Here is a 17,700-nt window from a genome sequence, read left to right on the forward strand (position 1 = left end):
TAGGAACAGCGGTAATGAAGTTCATTGCGCTTTGAGGGTGAGGGCACCTTGGGGTTGCAGGGCACCGTTCGCGTCGGCCTTCCCATCCAGATACATCAGGCATCCGGAGAGCGTCACGGCCACAGCCGCTACCGCCAGAAGTTTCAAGGTCAGTTTCATTGGTGTTGATCCCGTTAGTGATACAGGGGACCAAGCACCCAGCCCAAGCCCCAGCCAAGGCATACTGCCCTGAATCTGAACGCAGTCTGAATGACAAATATGTAATGAATCTCGCGGCTTGAGCGAGGTGGCTCACAGGGGAGGCATTAGGGGGGCTGCGGCGCGGAGTTTATCTTCGCAAACCAGGGCACTTAACCCTTGGGGTGACGCTCGTAATAGCGTTCGCAATGGCGGGTATCGTAGAGGCGATCGCAGCGCGGTTCTTCGTAATTGGGCGGGGATTCCTGATAATACGCACCGTTATAGTGATAGCGCGCGCCATAGGAACCACAGGCCCCAAGGGCAGCGAACGTGCCCAGCAGCATCAGACCTTTGACGATTTTCGAGACCATGTGACGCCCTTTCCTGCCGGAGAGGCTGCCGCAGAGTGGCGAAAGGCGAAATAGGTATGACGCTGCGACGGCGTAAAGAAGCGATTACAGGCCGCAGGCGGCGTAGATCATGATGCCGGTGGCCACCGACAGGTTGAGGCTGTCGGCCCGCCCGCGCATCGGAATCTTGACGTGCAGGTCGCAGGTATTGGCAATGTCCGGCGTCAGGCCCGACTGCTCGGTGCCCATCAGCAAAAGCGTCGGACGCTTGTACGGCGCGCTGCGGTGATCGTGTTTGGCTGTCAGTAAGGTGCCGACGACGGAGCCCCTCCAGCGACCGCGATCGGCGATAAATTCCTCGCGTGTGCATTTGACGATGGGCAAGGCGAAGATCGAGCCCATGGTGGCGCGCACGGTTTCGACGCTGAACGGATCGACGCAGTCCCCGATCAGGATGACACCGCCGATGGCCGCCGCATCGGCGGTGCGGATGATGGTCCCCAGATTGCCGGGATCGCGCACCTGCTCCAGCGCCACCCAGACCTCATGGCTGTCGGGGTCGATCTCCGACAGACGCCGGATGCGCTGGGCAAAGACCGCTAGCACCATCTGCGGATTTTCCTTGCGCGAGATTTTTTCGAGGATGTCGCGCGTCACTTCAAGCACCTGCCCGCGGGCTTTCAGCGTCTCGTCAATGGCCCGCTGAAGCAGAGGGTGGTGATCGGCGTCCTTGCCATAGATCAGGATTTGCGGCGCAATTCCCTGATCCAGCGCGTCGATAATGATCTTCAGACCCTCGGCCAGAAACTGCTTCGTGGCCTCGCGTTCCTTGCGCATATGTAGCGCGCGAATGTCCTTGATCGTCTGGTTGGTGAGGGATGTAATCTGTTTTATAGACATGAGCTTAGACCGGGGCCTTCATCCAGCGTGCAAAGAAGGACAGGCCGAATTCGCGTGGGGCGATCAGGGATGGCTTCGCGCCCTTGGGCGTCTTTGGGTCTTCGCACAACGTCAGTTCGCCGTAGTCGATGCGGCCGGGACGCTGGCCAATCGTCTCGGCCATCAGATGGGCCAGGGCCGGGCCTGAGACGCGCGCCGCGTAGGCGTTGAGCAGGAAAAAGGCCGCGTCGTCCGACAGAAGCTGCGCGCACAGATCGAGCAGTTCGGGCAGGTCTTCGAACAGCCGCCACACTTCGCCAGTGGGGCCGCGTCCATATTTCGGGGGGTCGAGGATGATGCCTTCGTACTTGGAACCGCGCTTCACCTCGCGCTGCACGTACTTGCGGGCGTCTTCGACGATCCAGCGGATGGGGGCGTCTTCCATGCCGGATAATGCGGCATTGTCGCGGGCATAGGCGACGGATTTCTTGGAGGCATCGACATGGGTGACGCGCGCCCCGGCAGCGGCACAAACGAGGCTGGCGACACCGGTATAGCCGAACAGGTTGAGGACGCGCGGCTGGTCGTTGCGCGCTTCGATGGCGGTTTTCTGCCATGCCCAGTTGGCGGCCTGTTCCGGGAAAAAGGCAAGGTGGCGGAAGGACGTGAAGCGGCCATAAAATTTGACGCGATCGTATCCCAGCGCCCACTGCTCCTCCGGGCGGCGGCGGAACGACCAGCGGCCGCCATCTTCGTCTTCGTTTTCCGCATCGAAGACGGCGTCGGCCTTGTCCCACAATTCGGGATATTTCGGCAACCACCAGCATTGCGGTTCCGGCCGGATAACCAGATAGTCGCCATAGCGTTCGAGCTTGAGCCCTTTGCCGGAGTCAATCAGGGCGTAGTCGCGCCACGGCAGGGTGCGCAGGGTCAGGGGCGTCGGGCTGATCTCGGTCATGCGCTGGCCATACCGCCAGCCGCGGTCCGCGTCAAATCCTGCGGTTACGTCTATGAGGCCGGGGCAGGGGCGGGTTCGGCGGGAAGGTGCTCGGTCTTGTCCCAGTGAAAAGGACGCATCACAAGCTGATAGAGGGCAAAGGCGGCACCAAAGGATTGCAGCCCCCAATAGACAGGCAGGCTCAGGCGATCCCACAGGCTCAGGTGCAGGCCCGCACGGCGGGCGGCCCCGTGCAGGGCGATCTGAGCAAAGCCCGGCCCGCAAATCAGCAGGATCAGATCGGGTATGGCCATGCCACCGAGGCCGGGTTGCAGGAGGTTTACGAGCCGCCCGGCCAGCACCAGCGCCACAAACGGGGCGTAGAACAGGGCGGAAAAGACGTTCATGCCCAGACTGAGCATCAGGCCTAACCCCGTCATCACCGGCAGATCGCGCAGACTGCGCGTATGCACCAGCAGGGTTTGCATATGTCCTTTCAGCCAGCGCGTGCGTTGCGGCAACCAGGTCCGCGTGTCCGGTGGCGGGGTTTCGCGCGTCGGCGCGGCTATCAGACCGCTGCCATAGCCCTGTCGCGCCAGACGGTAGGCGAGGTCGGCGTCTTCGGTGACATTATGGGCGTCCCACGCGCCTGCGGCTTTCAACGCCTCGACACGGAAATGGTTGCTGGTGCCGCCCAGCGGAAAGGTCAGGCCCGCCCGGTGCAGGGCCGGCAGAAGCACGTCGAATTGCACGGCGTATTCGGCGGCGAACTGACGGGCGATGAAGCCGCGTGCCCCTGCGGGGCGCAAGGGGGCCTGAAGGCAGGCGACCCTGGCGGGCAGGCTGGCAAAATGCGCCGCCGCTTCGCGTAACTGCCTGGGCACGGGGATGTCTTCGGCGTCATAGATCGCGACCAGATCGCCCCGCGCCCTTTGAAGCGCAAAATTGAGAGCGCGCGGCTTGGTGCGCGGGGGCGCGGTTTCGACCCGCACGACGCGCATGTGCGCCCGATGCGGGTGCAGGTCGCGGTTCAGATGATGTTCAAAGGCGATGAGGGTTTCAGGGTCGTCGTCTTCGATGGCGAACAGAATTTCCAACCGGTGGCGCGGATAGTCGAGCGCTTCGAGCGCGGCGATCAGTTGCGGCGCAATGGCGGCTTCCTTATAGAGGGCAACGATCACCGAATAGACCGGCAGGTCGGCATCGGCGAGGGGGGCCGGCGTATGCGTGACGACCGGCACGACGCAGGCCGCCAGACGCAGGCTGGCATTGAGCATGAACACGCCCCAGCACAGCCAGTAGAGCGCCTGAGTCAGCGGACCGAAGGCCAGCCACAGGCCGCTCACCAGGGCGAGGGTCAGAGCCGCCAGTGCCGCCCACTGCCAGACGGCGGGCGGGGTGCGAGCCGAAAAACGCGCGGGCAGGGGCGCGATGCCCCTTGCGGAATCGGAGACGACGTATAGGTTCGGGCGCGCGCTTTCGGCAAGGTCCGGCGACAGAGCGGGCTGGCGTTTGGGTTCCGGCGGCATGTCTCCCCCCATGACGCGTAATCCGACAGGGTGGATACCCTTCTTCGGAAACTGGCGCGACGGCCTGTGGAGTGGCCAGTAAGACGGAAAAAGGCCTGTGGATAACCAATCTGAGGTGGTAAATCGGGTGAAAAATATCATCCTATGGTTGTTTTTTGGCGGGTTGGGCCTTTTTGCGTGTGGTGCCGGGGCTAAACCCCTGCGTGTTGTGTCGCTGGACATGTGCGCCGACCAGTATGCGCTGGCCTTGCTGCCGTCCGATCATATCCTCAGTCTGTCGCCGCGCGCGCGCCATCAGGACAGTTTTTATCGCAGCCGTGTGGGGGCGATACCGCTACGCCGCCCGACGCTTGAGGCGCTTTTGGCTTTGAAGCCTGACGCTATTTTGCGGACCTGGGGCGGCGATGCCCGACTCATCGCTCAGGCGCAGGCGCATGGCATAAAAACCATTCAGATCGACGAGGTTTCGACCTTCGCTCAGGCCGGGGCCGAGGTCGAAACCGTGGCGTCCCAACTAGGGGTGCCTCTGGCCGGAACACGCGAAGCGCAAAACATGACTGCCGCCCTGTCACGGGTTCCGGCGCCGGTCCGGTCGCGTCAGGTCGTCTATTACACCCCCTCCGGTTTTTCGGCGGGGGCTTCGACCTGGGTGGGGCAGATCATTGGCGCGACCGGTCATCGGCTGGTGGCGTCGCAGCCCTATTTCTATTATCTGTCGCCCGAACTGTTCCTGCGGGAAAGGGCGGATGTCTATGCGCTGGGCTTCTATGACGACGCCTATGCCATGCGGCGCGCGCCGGGGCGGCATCCGCTGGTGCGGGCGCGTATCGAGCGGGCGGCACATGTAACCATCCCCAGCCCGATGCTGGCGTGCAGTGCGTGGTACGCGGCGTTTAGCCTGCCTGAACTGGCGGAGACACTCTCTTGAAACTCTGGACGATTTTGGCCCTTTCGGCGGCTTTTTTGCTGATCCTGCTGATGGGCATGGGCGAGGTGGCCCTGAGCCCCGCCGACTATGCTGAAGCCCTGCGCGCGCCCGGCAGTCTGGCCGGAGAGATCGTTTGGCAGATCCGCTTGCCGCGCAATCTGTGTGCGCTGCTGGTCGGTGCCATGCTGGGTGTGGCCGGGGCAGTGGCGCAGGGCTATTTCCGCAACCCGCTGGCCGAACCCGGGCTGATGGGCGTGTCGGGCGGGGCCGGTCTGGGGGCCGCGGTGGCCATCGTGCTGGGCCTGGGGCTGACTCCCGGGGCGGTCGAAGGCTTTGCCCTGCTGTTTGCGGGCGGCGTGTCGCTGATTATTCTGGCCTTTGTCAGCCGCTTTCCCGACCGGCAGGCCCTGATTCTTCTGGGGGTTGGGTTGTCGAGCCTGACCGGGGCGCTGATGGCGCTGGTCTTCAATCTGTCGCCCTCGCCGGTCACTACAGCCGAGATTCTGGGCTGGATGATGGGCTCGGTGGAAAACCGTAGCTGGACGGATGCGGCCCTGGCGGCGGGGGGACTTCTGCTGGCGGCGCTTATGCTGTGGCGGGTGGGGCCGGGTCTGAGGATACTGACGCTCGGCGAGGATACGGCGCGCTCGCAAGGCGTCGATCTGCGCCAACTGGCGGCCCTGTCGGTTGTCGCCATCAGCGTGCTGGCCGGGCTGGCCGTGGCCGTATCGGGGGTGATCGGCTTTGTCGGGCTGGCCGCGCCGCATCTGGTGCGCGGTCTGGGCGTGCGCGACCCCTATCGGCTGATCGCGCCATCGGGACTGGCGGGCGGGGTGATGGTGCTGCTGGCCGACGGGGCGGTGCGCCTGCTGCCGACCTCGACCGATATTCGACTGGGGGTGCTTACCTCCTTGATCGGTGCGCCCCTGTTCGCGTTTCTGGCGTGGAAAAGCGCGAAGGAATGGGTGCAGGGATGATCGAAACACAGAACATCCATGTCCGTCTGGCGCAGACCGAAGCCGTCCGCGACGTTACCTTACGCTTCGAGCCGGGCCGCCTTTACGGCCTTGTCGGACCCAACGGTTCCGGCAAGACGACGCTTTTGCGCGCACTGGCGGGATTGGTCGCCCCGTCGGCGGGGGCGGTAAGGATCGACGATCGCGCCCTGTCGTCCTTATCCCTCTCTGAACGGTCCGCCCGTATCGGCTACCTGCCGCAGGCGCGCAGCATAAGCTGGGACCTGACCGTGCACGAGATTGTGCAACTGGGGGCGCAGCGTTTTCGTGATGCTGAGCCGCGCGCGGCGGCGGCACTGCGGGAGGTGGGCTTGGGCGATGTGGCGCACCGCCGCGTCTTTTCGCTGTCCGGCGGTCAGACAGCGCGGGTGCTTCTGGCGCGACTTCTGGCGACGGCGTGTCCGGTCCTGCTGCTCGATGAACCCCTGACGGCGCTCGATCCGGCGTGGCAGCGTCAGGTTCTGGGCGTGCTGAAGGCCGCGGCCGCGCGCGGCCATGTCGTGATCGCCAGTCTGCACGATCTTGGGCTGGCGGCGGCCTTCTGCGACGACCTGTGCGTAATGCACGACGGGTCTCTGGCCGGGTTCGGACGCCCTGAGACGGTGTTTACACCGGCGCTTCTGGCTGAGGTCTTTCACCTGACGGGCGGCTTTGAAGTCGCGGGCGAGGGGACCCGCCTGCATTTAGGCGCGCACCCTCTGATTCCCTGACAGGTTTAAGCGGCGCGCACATTGGACAGGCACCGGTCCATTTCGCTGTGCAGGCGTTCGGCCTGTAACGCCAGTTCGGCGGAAGCGGTTTGCACCTGAGAGGCGGCACCGCCCGTTTGTTCCGCTGACGAAGCGACGCCGGTGATGTTGGAACTGACCTGCTGGGTGCCGACTGAGGCCTGGGTGACGGCCTGAACGATCTCCCGCGTGGCCGCGCCCTGCTGTTCTACCGAGGCCGCAATGGCGGTGCTGGACGAATTGATGCGCGAAATAGTGCCCGTAATGCTCTGCATGGCCAGAGCCGCCTTGCCCGCGGCCTCCTGTATGTGGGCGACCTTGGACGAGATTTCCGTAGTGGCCAGGGCCGTCTGACCGGCCAGCGTCTTCACTTCGGAGGCAACGACCGCAAAACCCTTGCCGCTTTCGCCGGCGCGCGCCGACTCGATCGTGGCGTTGAGCGCCAGAAGGTTGGTCTGATCGGCCAGACCGGCGATCAGTTCGATTACCCCGCCGATTGAGGCGGCCGTATCGGTCAGTTCCCGAACGATGGACTGGACACCGTCGGCTTCGCGGGCGGCGGTGGCGGCCACTGTCGCCGACATTTCGACCTGACGGCTGATCTCGCTGATGGAGGAGCCCAGTTCTTCGGTCGAAGCGGCTACTGAAGTGACGCTGGCCCCGGCCTCTTCGGCGGCGGCGGACACGGCGACCGACTGCACGGTGGCCTCCTGTGCCAAAGCGTTGAGTTGGGTGGCGGCGGCCTGCATTTCGGTAGCCGCTGATGACACCAGCGTGACGATCCCGCCGACCGAGCGTTCAAACTCATCGGCCAGATCGAGCATGGCCTGACGGCGTAGCGCCTCGGCAGCGGCCTTATCCTGCGCCGCCTGGGCCCGCAGGGTTTCTGCGTGTCTCAGTCCCTCGGCAAAGATGAGCAGGGCGCCGTTCATGCGGCCGATTTCGTCGCGACGTGTTGAATCGAGGGACATTTCGGAAATGTCGCCATCGGACATGCGCTTCATATGATTGCACACGTCCAGTATGGGACGCGCAATTAGGGCCCGTGCCCCGAGGAATGAAATCAGGATCGCCGCCAGAGCGAGGCCCAGCGCTACCAGAGCACCGAGCTGAAGCAGGTTCTCTGTTCGCTTTTGCAGGTCGGCGGTCGTGGTCTGGGTGCTGTTGTCTATATCCTTGATCAGCGGGCGGATCACCTTACGGAAGGTTTGCTGACCCTTTTCGACTTCCTGAAGGTGACGCCGGCCCGCAACTTTGTCGCCGCTCAGATAGGCGGTGGTCGCGGGTTGCGCGGCGGCGGTGATCTGTTTGCGTGCTGCATCAAGCTGATCCAGAACGTCGTCACGCCCATGCACATGATCGCGGGCCGTCTGCATCAGTTCGTCGGATTCCTTGACGGAACTGGTGACCTCCTTGCCCGCGGCTTCACATGCCTGCGAAGGGCAGGTCAGGCTCTCCACCTTGAACAGGTGCTGCGCAATATAGGCGTTACGCTGACTGATCCGGATGAGTGCCACCAGCGCCGGGTAATCATCCGTGGCCAGTTCGGAATAGGTCTGATTGATGTTTTTGAAGGTCACGGCGTAATGGGCGCCGACGGAGATCATCGAAATGGCCAGAAAGGCGAGTATGCCGACGATCTTGAACGCTATCGGAACATTTTTGATGCGCATATTTATGGCTCCCTTTGGGCACCAACTCTGATTATAAAAGAGAACCTGGGGCGTGGCGCGCGCCTCCGGCTCTCCGCTCGAGCGATGCTGTGGGAGGTCAATGGTCACAGTCCGCTGATCGACTCACCTGTGAGGCATCACTGCAATCAGCAATAACAGTATTGCATCGAAGGGTAATCGAGCGGCGGACTATTTATAAGTAATTGAAATATTTTAATTTTATAAATTTCAATGCATGAATTTTGTGCGGTTTTTTTCGCACGCGAATTTGCGGCGGTGTGTGAAAATTCGCCAAATCCTGTCGTGACCACCTAATTGCCGGCGGTGCTTTTCAGCTCATTATAGTTGATCGGGCCGGTTGGCAGGCTGCCCGTATCCTCGCTGTCGCCGGTTTGCGGTGTATAGGCGATGATCATGCCGCGTTTCAGGTCGGCCATCGGCGTCAGAGGGGCGGTGCCGCCATTGAGGCGGGCGCGATAGACGGCGTGGTTTTCCATGACCCGCATCATGTAGTTGCGCGTTTCGGTGAAGGGCGCGCACTCGATAAAGGCGATGGGGTCCGCCGTTTCGCCGCGCGGATCGCCGCAATCGACAATCCACTGCGGCGGGCGGTTCGGTCCGGCATTATAGCCGGCGGCGGCCATGACGTAGGAACCGCCGTAGCGATCGACCAGTTCGCCCAGATGATACGCCCCCAACTGCATATTATAGTCCGGATCGTACAGCATCGAGTCGGAATAGGTCAGCGACATACGCCGCGCCACGCCCTTTGCGGTCGGCGGGATCAACTGCATCATGCCGCGCGCATTGGCGCTTGAGCGTACCATCGGGTCAAAGCCCGATTCCTGACGCGTGATGGCCAGCACAAAGGCCCCTTCTGGGGATTTCACGGCGGGCAGTTTGCGCAGCGGATAGGCGCGTTCCGGCAGGTAGAAGCCGCGCTGCTGCGAGACGCGCGCCACGCGCATGGCCAGATCCTGCGTGCCGTAGGTCCCGGCCAGATCGACGAGCAGTGCCTGCTCTTCGGCGGTCGGCAATACGTCGTCCAGCGCCAGAATCAGGGCGTTGAACAGGTCGCGTTCTCCGCTCTGCCCCAGAATTTTCGCGGCCTTGACCATATCGCGATTGTCGAAGCGCGCGCGGTCGGCGGCGGTCGGCACCGGGTCCTTGCCCAGGGTGATGGCCTTCACACCGGCCTTTTCGGCCGCCAGCTGACCATAAAAGGCGTAGATGAACTGACCGCCTTCGACGAAATGGGCGTGCGCCTTTTCGGCGTCGCCGGCCTGAGCCCGGGCCTCGTAGGCGCGGCCCAGCCAGTAGTGGGCGCGGCTGCGGGTAATGGGAGAGGTCCCGGCTTCGCGCACCTTTTCAAAATGCGGCAGGGCCAGATCGGGGCGGTTCAGGCGGATCAGGGAGGTCCACCCGGCGAAGAATTCGCCCTCGGCCTTCTTTTCGCCGTTGGGAAAGCCCCCGCCGTTCATGGCCTCATAGGCGGCCTGATAATTGCGGGCCTTGAGCGCCGCGCGGAAATAGGAGAGGCGCTCGACCCACAGATTGCTCATGGCGGCGTCCGAGGCCGGAGCAGCGGGCAGGTCGGCCAGCAGGCCAAAGCCCAGCGTCTCCAGCTTGGCGCGGCGCAGCGCCCGCAGACGCTCATAGGCCAGCACCGGATTGCGCGGGCTGACCGTCAGCGCCTGTTCGTACAGGGTCACGCCGGACGCCGAGCCGGAGCGCAGGGCCATGGCGGCCGTGGCCACCTTGCGGCTGGTTTCATCGACCAGCGGCAGCATGGCATTGGTGGCGGGCCCTTGCGTGCCGAGCAGCAGGGTGGTCAGGCGCGCCTTATGGTCTTCTGGCGTCAGGTAGCGGCCAAAGCTGGTCTGAAAACGCGTCTGATCGGTCAGGTCGAAGGCCTGATCGCGCCACCATGAGCGCGCCAGTGCCGAGGCGGCCTCCGTCTGACCGGCGCGCTCATAGGCACTGATCAGGGCCATGGCCCCATCGACCGAAACGGGCGGCGCGCCCTTGAACCAGTCGATGGTCTGCGGCGGCGTCAGGCTGGAATTGACGATCTGCTTTTCAGCGGCCAGTTGACGCTTCTGCTCGCGCGGCCAGCCCCACAGGTCGCGGCGCGCGCCATCGAGCGCGGCAAAGCCGTAAACATCACCGTCGTTATTGAGGATGGCCCATTGCACGATCTTGCGCGCCACCGGATCGCTTAAGCTGCCGCGCAGAGACTCGGCCAAAGCGAACTTCTTGCTGCGCGCCGCCTCTAGGGCCTGTTTCAGCGTGGCGCGTTCGGTTTCCGTGATAAGCCCCGCCTGATAGGGGCGCGGTGCCGATGTCGTATCCTGCGCCAGAACGGGCGACAGGGCCGCCCCCGCCGTCAGCGCGATCAGGGCTGCGCCACCCATCCAGCGGCACCACGACGTCAGCGAGCGCGCATTGAATGTCCGGAAAGCCTTGGTCATCACAAATTCCTTAAGCGTAGGCGGCGGGTCATAATGGCCGCACATGACGGCACAATTATGTGTCCGGGGTTTTTATCGTGATTTCCGCGGTGCGGTGGTCACGCTTCGATCACAAAAACCGTCAGAGCAAAACCTGATGGCGTAATGGTGCGGATATTTAGGTTCGACGCAAGTCGCGCCTTATTCCGACGTTTTCTTTTTACAAAGTCGTTGCAGCAAATCCATTGTGGTTTTAAGGCTCATCCCCACATTTCGATCTGCTTAATCCGGATGATGACCTCCATGTCTAACGCTGATGCTCTGCCCCTGTTTTCCGGCGTCATTACCGCGCTGGTAACGCCGTTCAAAGACGGTGAGGTGGACTATGCGGCCTTCAAACAGTTGGTGGAGACGCAGATCAAGGCCGGTGTGCATGGTTTGGTGCCGGTGGGTACGACGGGCGAAACCTCGACCCTGTCGATGGACGAGCATAAGGAAATCGTGCGTCTGTGCGTCGAAGTCGCTGCCGGTCGCGTGAAGGTTATCGCCGGGGCCGGGTCGAACAACACCGCCGAAGCGCTGGAACTGGCGCGCCACGCCAAGACGGTCGGTGCCGATGCCGTGCTGGTCGTCGTGCCCTATTACAACAAGCCGTCGCAGGAGGGTTTGTACCAACATTTCAAGGCACTCAACGATTCGGTTGAAATACCGGTGATGCTCTATAACGTGCCGGGCCGCACGGTCATCGACATTTCCAACGACACCATTGTGCGCCTGTCTAAGCTACCCAACATCGTCGGCATCAAGGACGCCACCGGCGATCTGGTGCGCATGAGCCAGTTGCGCATCGCTATCGAACCGGGCTTTTCGTTTATCTCCGGCGATGATCCGACGCTTCTGGGCTATATGGCGCATGGCGGTCACGGCGTGATTTCAGTCACCTCCAACGTCGCGCCGGCGGAAATGGTGGCGCTTTACAAGGCTGCGCAAGACGGCGATTTCGCCACGGCCCGCCTCTGGCAGGACAAACTGATCAAGCTGCACAAGGTGCTGTTTGCCGATGCCTCGCCGTCGCCCACCAAATACGCCCTGAGCCGTCTGGGCCAGACGACCGACGAGGTGCGCCTGCCCATCGTGCCCTGCGCCGCCACCGTGCGACCGCTGGTCGATGAGGCGATGAAAGCCGCGGGGCTCTGACTTGGCCGAAAAAGAGCAATCCAACTATAAGGTCATCGCCGATAACCGGCGGGCGCGCTTCGACTATTTCCTCGAAAACAATACCGAGGCGGGCATCGTCCTGACCGGAACCGAGGTCAAGTCGCTGCGTCAGGGCCGCGCCAATATCGCCGAGTCCTATGTCTCGATCGAGAATGGCGACGAACTGGTGCTGATCAATGCCGACATTCCGCACTATGGCTTTGCCAACCGCTTCAACCATGAGCCGCGCCGTCATCGCAAACTGCTGATGCATCGGCGTGAGATTGCACGCTTCATGATTGCCGTGCAGCGCGAAGGCATGACCATCGTGCCAACCAAGCTCTATTTCAACGACAAGGGCAGGGTGAAGGTCGAGATCGCTCTGGCCAAGGGCAAGAAACTGCACGACAAGCGCGAAACCGAGGCCAAGCGCGATTGGGGCCGCGAAAAAGCTCGCCTGCTCAAGGATCACGGATAGACAGAAGGCCCCGCCGGGTGGTGGGGCCTTCTTCTTTTAGTCCTCAAACTCTTCGTTGCGGGTATTGGCGGGCTGCTGACGCGGGCGGCCCACGACACTGGCCAGATCGGCCAGATCGACAAAGGTGTCGGCCTGACGGCGCAGTTCGTCGGAAGTCATGGGCGGCTGCGACTTCACGGTGGACACGACAGTGACGCGGCAGCCCTTGCGCTGAACGGCCTCGATCAGGCGGCGGAAGTCGCCGTCACCGGAAAACAGGACCAGATGGTCCGCGTGCTCAGCAATTTCCATCATGTCGCAGGCGATTTCGATATCCATATCGCCGCGCCAGCGCTTACGGCCCTGCGCATCCGTATATTCCTTGGCGGTCTTGGTGATCAGGGCAAACCCGTTATAATCGAGCCAGTCCACGAGCGGGCGTATCGGCGAATAGTCATCCCCTTCGACCAGAGCCGTATAGTAGTAGGCACGCAGAAGAATGCCGCGCTTGCGGAACTCATCGAGAAGCTTGCGGTAATCAATATCGAAGTTGAGCGCCTTGGCGGCTGAGTAAAGATTGGCGCCGTCGATAAAAAGAGCAATCTTGTCAGTTGGATAAAAACTCATTCAAATAGCTTTCGTTTGAAAATTGAAGAATCAAAATGACTAAAACAGTAGCGTCGTTCTCTGAAATCACACCGGCTATCTATATAGCCTACGGTGCGAATTTGCCTCACGACGAGCTTAATCCTTTGCAGGCCTTACACAGGGTTGTCAAGCGCTTGTGCCAATACGGGATAAAGGTTACGCAGATTTCATCCTTGTGGCGTTCTCAGGCGTGGCCAAACCCTGAGTATCCGCCCTATCATAATGCCGTATTCGCGGTCTCTACGACTTTGAAGCCGCAGCGTTTACTAATAGAGTTGCACGCGCTTGAGGCCGAGGCCGGTCGTGTGCGCGGGCCGCAGCCCAATCAGCCGCGCGTGCTCGATCTCGACCTTATCGCCTATGGGGATGTCGTAATCGACGGTGACATGATACTGCCGCATCCGCGCGCCCATGAGCGGGGCTTTGTCATGGGGCCGCTGACGGAGATTGCTCCCGACTGGGTGCATCCGATGTTGGGGCTAAGCGCGCGGGACCTTTACGCGCGGGTGACGGTGGGGACGGATGCCTATCCGGCGGAGGATACGTCCGCCTTGCTGAGCAACTGAGGACGCTGTTCCAGCCAGGTGTAGAGACCGACGCCGCCCAGCACCAGAACCGTGCCGATCAGGTCGATGAGCGACAGGCTTTCTTTCAGGATCAGAACGCTCAGTCCCATGGTGAAGATGGGATTGATAAAGCCGATGACGGCATTGGCCTGAGAACTTATGCGCGCCAGAGCGAAGCTAACCAGATAACCGGGCAGGACCGTCGCGCCTATGGCCAGACCCAGCGCCAGCACCCACAGACCTGCATCGGCCGGGATGGCGCTGGCCTGATGGGTCAGACCGAAGTGGATGAAGGTGGCGAGGGCGGCTCCGACCATTCCCACTGACGTGAAGAGGGCGGCGCCCATCTGCGCGATCAGCGGCTTGGCCAGCAGCAGATAGAGGGCGAAGGCGACGGAGGAGGCCATGACCCAGCCGGCGCCGATGGCGACGTCCGGCCCGCCGCTGCCCGCTTCGGACCAGAAGACGAGGGCCAGACCGGCATAGGCGATCACAAAGGCGGGCAGGGCCATGGCCTTCAAAGGCTGACGGAACAGCCACGCCCCCAGAAGGATGACGAACAGGGGATAGGTGAACAGGATCAGGCGTTCAAACTGCGGCGACAGGTACACCAGTCCTTCGAAATCGGTATAGCTGGCGAACCAGTAGCCCAGCGCGCCCACCGCCAGCGCCTTGAGGTAGAGGCTGCCCGACAGGGGCGCGGCCTTGCGCTGACGGTAGCGGGTGATCAGGCCCACTGCAATAAAGAAGGGGGTGGCGATCAGAAGGCGCAGGGTCAGCAGCGTTGAGGCATCGACATCATAGGCATAGGCCAGCTTGATAAAGATGCCCTTGGTGGCAAACAGGAACGCCCCGGCCAGAGCCAGGGCATAGCCGCTCCAGCGCGACAGGGCGGACGGGGACGTAACAGGGGAGGGCGCAGCGGACATGATGCGCGTCTCTTAGGCGAGGCGGGGCGGGGGTGCAACCGCTGCACGGCGGCTTGAACGCAAATGACAAGTAATTCTTGTCTTTTGCAGCGACACTGGGTAAAGACGGGGCGAACGAACACGGCTCACGCTGTCGGTCAAGGCGAGATACGTCTTGACGGCGGCGTTTTTGTCATTATTTGCAAAGGGTTCTGCATGGCTCGCGTTACCGTCGAAGATTGCGTCGAGAAGGTCGATAACCGTTTCAATCTGGTGCTGCTGGCGGCGCATCGCGCCCGCGCCATCTCTTCGGGTGCTTCGATCCTGCTTGACCGCGACAACGACAAGAACCCGGTCGTAGCCCTGCGTGAGATCGCCGAGGACAAGCTGCCGCCGGAAAGCCTGACCGAAAGCCTGATCGCCTCGCTGCAACGCGTCGATGAGCGTACCGAGGCTGAGGAAGAGGCCGAGACCCTGGCCCTGCTGGCTGATCCGCAGCACCAGCAGATGTCGGAAAGCGAGCTGATCCGCGCGCTTCAGTCCGACCGCGATGGCGGTCAGGAAGAACGCTACTAAGCCTCTGCTATTCAAAGCGTTTTTAAAACACCGGTCTGACGCTCAGGCCGGTGTTTTTATCTGTGCGCCACCGTGCCCGTAACTTTGCCTGTAAACCGTCCTTTTTTATTGGCGATTAAGGGCTTGCGGGGTTACTCTTTGACTCGCGTGGCGGGGCTCTTATCTAAGGAGCCTGCATGTATGAAGAGAGTACGGTTCTGGAAATGTCGGCAGAAGGGCAATCGGTAATCACGGCACGGGTTTCGTCTGAAAGCGAACCGCCTGCTGTGCCGCCCGGTTTCCCGGAAGAAACGCCGCCGGAAGTCCCGCCGGGTGAGCCTGAGGAAGGGGATGTTATCCCCCCTCCCGAAACGCCCCCCGTCGATCCGGCGGAAACCCCGCCGCTCGATCCGCCGGCGGAAGCCCCTCCGATCCAGACACCCCCTGAAATGCCGTCTCTGACGGAGAAGACGCAGGCTGAAAAGCCTGCGTCTTCGCAGACCTCCGAGGCTAAACCGGCTCCCAAGCGTCGTTTCCTGCGTCAGATGGAACTGATCGACCGGGTGGCGGCCTATGATCCGACCGTCGATGAGGCGCTGCTCAACCGCGCCTATGTCTATGCCATGCGGATGCACGGGGCGCAGTTGCGCGCCTCCGGCGACCCCTATTTCGCTCATCCGATCGAGGTGGCGGGGATTCTCACCGACTACAAGCTGGACTCGGCCGCCATTGTTACGGCGCTGCTGCACGACACTATTGAGGACACGCCCGCCACGCGCGAGGAAATCGCGTCGCTGTTTGGCGAAGAGATCGCGCAACTGGTCGAAGGCGTCACCAAGCTGACGCGGCTGGAGCTGAAGTCCGAATATACCAAGCAGTCGGAAAACCTGCGCAAATTCATTCTGGCCATTTCCAAGGACGTGCGCGTGCTGCTGGTCAAGCTGGCCGACCGGCTGCACAATATGCGCACCCTGCAATACGTGCCGGAGCACAAGCGTGAGCGCATCTCGCGCGAGACGCTGGAGGTCTATGCGCCGCTGGCCCGTCAGATCGGCTGCAACCGCTTCGCCACTGAGCTGGAAGACCTGGCCTTTACCTTCATCAATCCGCGCGGGAGGGCGGCCATCCTGCAAAGACTGGCCGATCTGCGCGATCAGAAGGGCGCGGCGGTCGCCGATATCGCCCGCGACATTCAGGACACCCTGTCGGTGGCTGGTATCCGGGCGCGGGTGTCGGGGCGGGAGAAATCGCCCTATTCGATCTGGCGCAAGCTGCAACGCAAGTCGATCGGCTTCTCGCAACTGTCGGATATTGTGGCGTTTCGCGTCATCGTCGATAGCCCGGACGACTGCTACCTGTCGCTGGGCGTGCTGCATCGTAAGTGGCCCTGCGTGCAGGACCGCTTCAAGGACTTTATCTCGACGCCGAAATCCAACAACTATCAGTCCCTGCACACCACCGTCATCGGCCACAAGGGCGCGCGCATCGAAATGCAGATCCGCACCGAGGTGATGGACCGGGTGGCCGAAGAGGGGCTGGCGGCGCACTGGGGCTATAAGAACCAGTCCTATGGCTTCGATGAGGCGGCGGCGACCCAGTGGGCCGAGCGCAACCCCATCGCCAATCTGCGCGCCATCGTGCAGATCGCGGAAAACGGCGGCGATTCCGAAGAATGGGTCGAACACGCCAAGCTCGAAATGTTCCTCGATCAGGTCTTTTGCTTCTCACCCAAGGGCCGCCTGATCTCCTTGCCGCGCGGGGCCATGCCGCTCGACTTCGCCTATGCCGTCCATACCGAGGTGGGCGATAAGGCCATTGGCGCGGTCATCAATGGCGAGCACAAGCCGCTGCGCACGCCCTTGCAGAATGGCGATCAGGTCGAAATCATCACCGGCGTCGAAGCGCGCGTGAACCCGGACTGGCAGTCCCTGACCATTACCGGTCGGGCGCGCGCCGCCATCCGCCGCAGTATCCGTCAGACCCAGCGCGACGACTTCATCCGTCTGGGGCGCTCGGCGCTGGAACGCGGGGCTGCCCAGGTCGAAAAGACCCTGACCGACATGTCCTGGCGTCCGGCCTTCGAGCGCTTTCAGGTGCAGAGCGAGGACGAACTGTTTGAACTCTGTGGCCGCGGCAAGATCGCGCCGGCCAAGGTGCTGGAGGCCCTGTTCCCCGGCCTGAAACTGCCCGCCACCCTGACCACCGATTCGTTCAGTCGCATCAAGGACGGCGAAGACGCCACAGCCTTTGTGCGCGGCCACGCCCTGCGGCCGCAGCAGAAGATCGTCTTTTCGCGCTGCTGCACCCCGGTGCCGGGCGACCGTATCGTCGGCATTGTTGAAGGCGCAGAGGTCCACGTCCATTCCATCGAATGCGAGCAACTTGAGGCCTATGAGGGCCGTAAGGAGGTGTGGATCGACCTGCAATGGACGCTCAACGCCGAAAAGAACACCGTCTCGCCCGCCCGCATCCGCGCCAATATGCGCAACAAGCCGGGCGTGCTGGGGCAGGTCTGCACCCTGATCGGCGAGGCAAAGGGCAATATCGTCAATATCCGCCTGTCCAATCAGCAGGTCGATTTTCTCGATGCTGAATTCGAGGTCGAGGTGCTGGATGCCCGCCACCTGACCAATATCACGGCCGCCATCCGCACCAATCCCTCGGTCGAGGGGGTTGAGCGGATCAGAGGCTGAGCCGGG

17 protein-coding genes are annotated in these 17,700 nt (G+C 62.3%); 8 read left to right on the top strand and 9 right to left on the bottom strand.

Features of this window, described 5'->3' with window-relative positions; all coding sequences use genetic code 11:
- Positions 1-21 precede the first annotated feature (21 nt).
- The 5 genes from PQU94_RS13520 to PQU94_RS13540 form a co-directional block, all read right to left on the bottom strand.
- On the bottom strand, positions 22-159 hold the full coding sequence (locus PQU94_RS13520; RefSeq protein ID WP_272741974.1) for a hypothetical protein: 138 nt from the start codon (positions 157-159) through the stop codon (positions 22-24).
- Positions 160-350: 191 nt separating this feature from the next.
- Entirely contained in the window at positions 351-551 is a 201-nt protein-coding gene (locus PQU94_RS13525) for a hypothetical protein (RefSeq protein WP_272741975.1), read from the bottom strand.
- Positions 552-635: 84 nt separating this feature from the next.
- Positions 636-1,430: a TrmH family RNA methyltransferase gene (locus PQU94_RS13530; protein WP_272741976.1), complete on the bottom strand. Its 795-nt coding sequence runs from the start codon at positions 1,428-1,430 to the stop codon at positions 636-638.
- A gap of 4 nt (positions 1,431-1,434) precedes the next feature.
- Complete coding sequence (locus PQU94_RS13535) at positions 1,435-2,367, bottom strand: class I SAM-dependent methyltransferase (RefSeq protein WP_272741977.1); 933 nt, start codon at positions 2,365-2,367, stop codon at positions 1,435-1,437.
- A 50-nt stretch (positions 2,368-2,417) separates the two neighbouring features.
- Positions 2,418-3,875, bottom strand: coding sequence for a glycosyltransferase family 2 protein (locus PQU94_RS13540; protein WP_272741978.1), 1,458 nt, complete (start codon positions 3,873-3,875; stop codon positions 2,418-2,420).
- A gap of 127 nt (positions 3,876-4,002) precedes the next feature.
- On the opposite strand from PQU94_RS13540, the gene PQU94_RS13545 reads away from it, so the two are divergent.
- From PQU94_RS13545 to PQU94_RS13555, 3 genes are read left to right on the top strand one after another with little or no spacing between them, the layout of a single operon-like run.
- The gene (locus PQU94_RS13545; RefSeq protein WP_272741979.1) at positions 4,003-4,803 is read left to right on the top strand and encodes a substrate-binding domain-containing protein; all 801 of its coding nucleotides are present in this window, start codon (positions 4,003-4,005) and stop codon (positions 4,801-4,803) included.
- The gene (locus tag PQU94_RS13550) at positions 4,800-5,780 is read left to right on the top strand and encodes a FecCD family ABC transporter permease (protein WP_272741980.1); all 981 of its coding nucleotides are present in this window, start codon (positions 4,800-4,802) and stop codon (positions 5,778-5,780) included. The genes PQU94_RS13545 and PQU94_RS13550 overlap by 4 nt, the downstream gene beginning before the upstream one ends.
- Positions 5,777-6,529 carry an ABC transporter ATP-binding protein gene (locus tag PQU94_RS13555; RefSeq protein WP_272741981.1) on the top strand — a complete coding sequence of 251 codons (753 nt, stop codon included), beginning with the start codon at positions 5,777-5,779 and terminating at the stop codon, positions 6,527-6,529. Before PQU94_RS13550 ends, PQU94_RS13555 begins: the two co-directional genes overlap by 4 nt.
- Positions 6,530-6,534: 5 nt before the next feature.
- Here the strand turns inward: PQU94_RS13555 and PQU94_RS13560 are convergent, their stop codons facing one another.
- Positions 6,535-8,220: a methyl-accepting chemotaxis protein gene (locus PQU94_RS13560; protein ID WP_272741982.1), complete on the bottom strand. Its 1,686-nt coding sequence runs from the start codon at positions 8,218-8,220 to the stop codon at positions 6,535-6,537.
- 311 nt (positions 8,221-8,531) lie between these two features.
- Positions 8,532-10,691 carry a lytic transglycosylase domain-containing protein gene (locus PQU94_RS13565; RefSeq protein ID WP_272741983.1) on the bottom strand — a complete coding sequence of 720 codons (2,160 nt, stop codon included), beginning with the start codon at positions 10,689-10,691 and terminating at the stop codon, positions 8,532-8,534.
- Positions 10,692-10,973: 282 nt separating this feature from the next.
- Between PQU94_RS13565 and dapA the strand changes: the two genes are divergently transcribed.
- A complete protein-coding gene (dapA, locus tag PQU94_RS13570; protein ID WP_272741984.1) occupies positions 10,974-11,867 on the top strand; it encodes a 4-hydroxy-tetrahydrodipicolinate synthase in 894 nt (297 codons plus the stop codon).
- Between the two features lies 1 nt (position 11,868).
- Positions 11,869-12,345 carry an SsrA-binding protein SmpB gene (gene smpB / locus PQU94_RS13575; RefSeq protein WP_013480432.1) on the top strand — a complete coding sequence of 159 codons (477 nt, stop codon included), beginning with the start codon at positions 11,869-11,871 and terminating at the stop codon, positions 12,343-12,345.
- A 36-nt stretch (positions 12,346-12,381) separates the two neighbouring features.
- Here the strand turns inward: smpB and PQU94_RS13580 are convergent, their stop codons facing one another.
- Complete coding sequence (locus PQU94_RS13580) at positions 12,382-12,951, bottom strand: LabA-like NYN domain-containing protein (RefSeq protein WP_272741985.1); 570 nt, start codon at positions 12,949-12,951, stop codon at positions 12,382-12,384.
- Positions 12,952-12,986: 35 nt separating this feature from the next.
- On the opposite strand from PQU94_RS13580, the gene folK reads away from it, so the two are divergent.
- Complete coding sequence (gene folK / locus PQU94_RS13585; protein WP_272741986.1) at positions 12,987-13,538, top strand: 2-amino-4-hydroxy-6-hydroxymethyldihydropteridine diphosphokinase; 552 nt, start codon at positions 12,987-12,989, stop codon at positions 13,536-13,538.
- Here folK and PQU94_RS13590 read toward each other — a convergent pair.
- Entirely contained in the window at positions 13,499-14,467 is a 969-nt protein-coding gene (locus PQU94_RS13590) for a DMT family transporter (RefSeq protein ID WP_272741987.1), read from the bottom strand. The two genes, folK and PQU94_RS13590, sit on opposite strands and share 40 nt — an antisense overlap.
- 195 nt (positions 14,468-14,662) lie before the next feature.
- Here PQU94_RS13590 and rpoZ point away from each other — a divergent pair, with 195 nt between their 5' ends.
- Together rpoZ and PQU94_RS13600 are read left to right on the top strand one after the other, a co-directional pair.
- A complete protein-coding gene (gene rpoZ, locus PQU94_RS13595) occupies positions 14,663-15,022 on the top strand; it encodes a DNA-directed RNA polymerase subunit omega (protein ID WP_013480428.1) in 360 nt (119 codons plus the stop codon).
- A gap of 428 nt (positions 15,023-15,450) precedes the next feature.
- Positions 15,451-17,694 carry a RelA/SpoT family protein gene (locus PQU94_RS13600; RefSeq protein WP_438263744.1) on the top strand — a complete coding sequence of 748 codons (2,244 nt, stop codon included), beginning with the start codon at positions 15,451-15,453 and terminating at the stop codon, positions 17,692-17,694.
- Positions 17,695-17,700: the final 6 nt, after the last annotated feature.

Origin of the sequence: Asticcacaulis currens (genome assembly GCF_028550395.1) — a bacterium.
GTDB lineage: Bacteria > Pseudomonadota > Alphaproteobacteria > Caulobacterales > Caulobacteraceae > Asticcacaulis > Asticcacaulis currens.

Excerpts from the sequence above, each read along its gene's own strand:
- PQU94_RS13520 (WP_272741974.1), bottom strand. The coding sequence starts at position 159 with ATGAAACTGACCTTGAAACTTCTGGCGGTAGCGGCTGTGGCCGTGACG.
- PQU94_RS13525 (WP_272741975.1), bottom strand. The coding sequence starts at position 551 with ATGGTCTCGAAAATCGTCAAAGGTCTGATGCTGCTGGGCACGTTCGCT.
- PQU94_RS13530 (WP_272741976.1), bottom strand. The coding sequence starts at position 1,430 with ATGTCTATAAAACAGATTACATCCCTCACCAACCAGACGATCAAGGAC.
- PQU94_RS13535 (WP_272741977.1), bottom strand. The coding sequence starts at position 2,367 with ATGACCGAGATCAGCCCGACGCCCCTGACCCTGCGCACCCTGCCGTGG.
- PQU94_RS13540 (WP_272741978.1), bottom strand. The coding sequence starts at position 3,875 with ATGCCGCCGGAACCCAAACGCCAGCCCGCTCTGTCGCCGGACCTTGCC.
- PQU94_RS13555 (WP_272741981.1), top strand. The coding sequence starts at position 5,777 with ATGATCGAAACACAGAACATCCATGTCCGTCTGGCGCAGACCGAAGCC.
- PQU94_RS13560 (WP_272741982.1), bottom strand. The coding sequence starts at position 8,220 with ATGCGCATCAAAAATGTTCCGATAGCGTTCAAGATCGTCGGCATACTC.
- PQU94_RS13565 (WP_272741983.1), bottom strand. The coding sequence starts at position 10,691 with ATGACCAAGGCTTTCCGGACATTCAATGCGCGCTCGCTGACGTCGTGG.
- dapA (WP_272741984.1), top strand. The coding sequence starts at position 10,974 with ATGTCTAACGCTGATGCTCTGCCCCTGTTTTCCGGCGTCATTACCGCG.
- PQU94_RS13580 (WP_272741985.1), bottom strand. The coding sequence starts at position 12,951 with ATGAGTTTTTATCCAACTGACAAGATTGCTCTTTTTATCGACGGCGCC.
- folK (WP_272741986.1), top strand. The coding sequence starts at position 12,987 with ATGACTAAAACAGTAGCGTCGTTCTCTGAAATCACACCGGCTATCTAT.
- PQU94_RS13590 (WP_272741987.1), bottom strand. The coding sequence starts at position 14,467 with ATGTCCGCTGCGCCCTCCCCTGTTACGTCCCCGTCCGCCCTGTCGCGC.
- rpoZ (WP_013480428.1), top strand. The coding sequence starts at position 14,663 with ATGGCTCGCGTTACCGTCGAAGATTGCGTCGAGAAGGTCGATAACCGT.
- PQU94_RS13600 (WP_438263744.1), top strand. The coding sequence starts at position 15,451 with ATGCCGTCTCTGACGGAGAAGACGCAGGCTGAAAAGCCTGCGTCTTCG.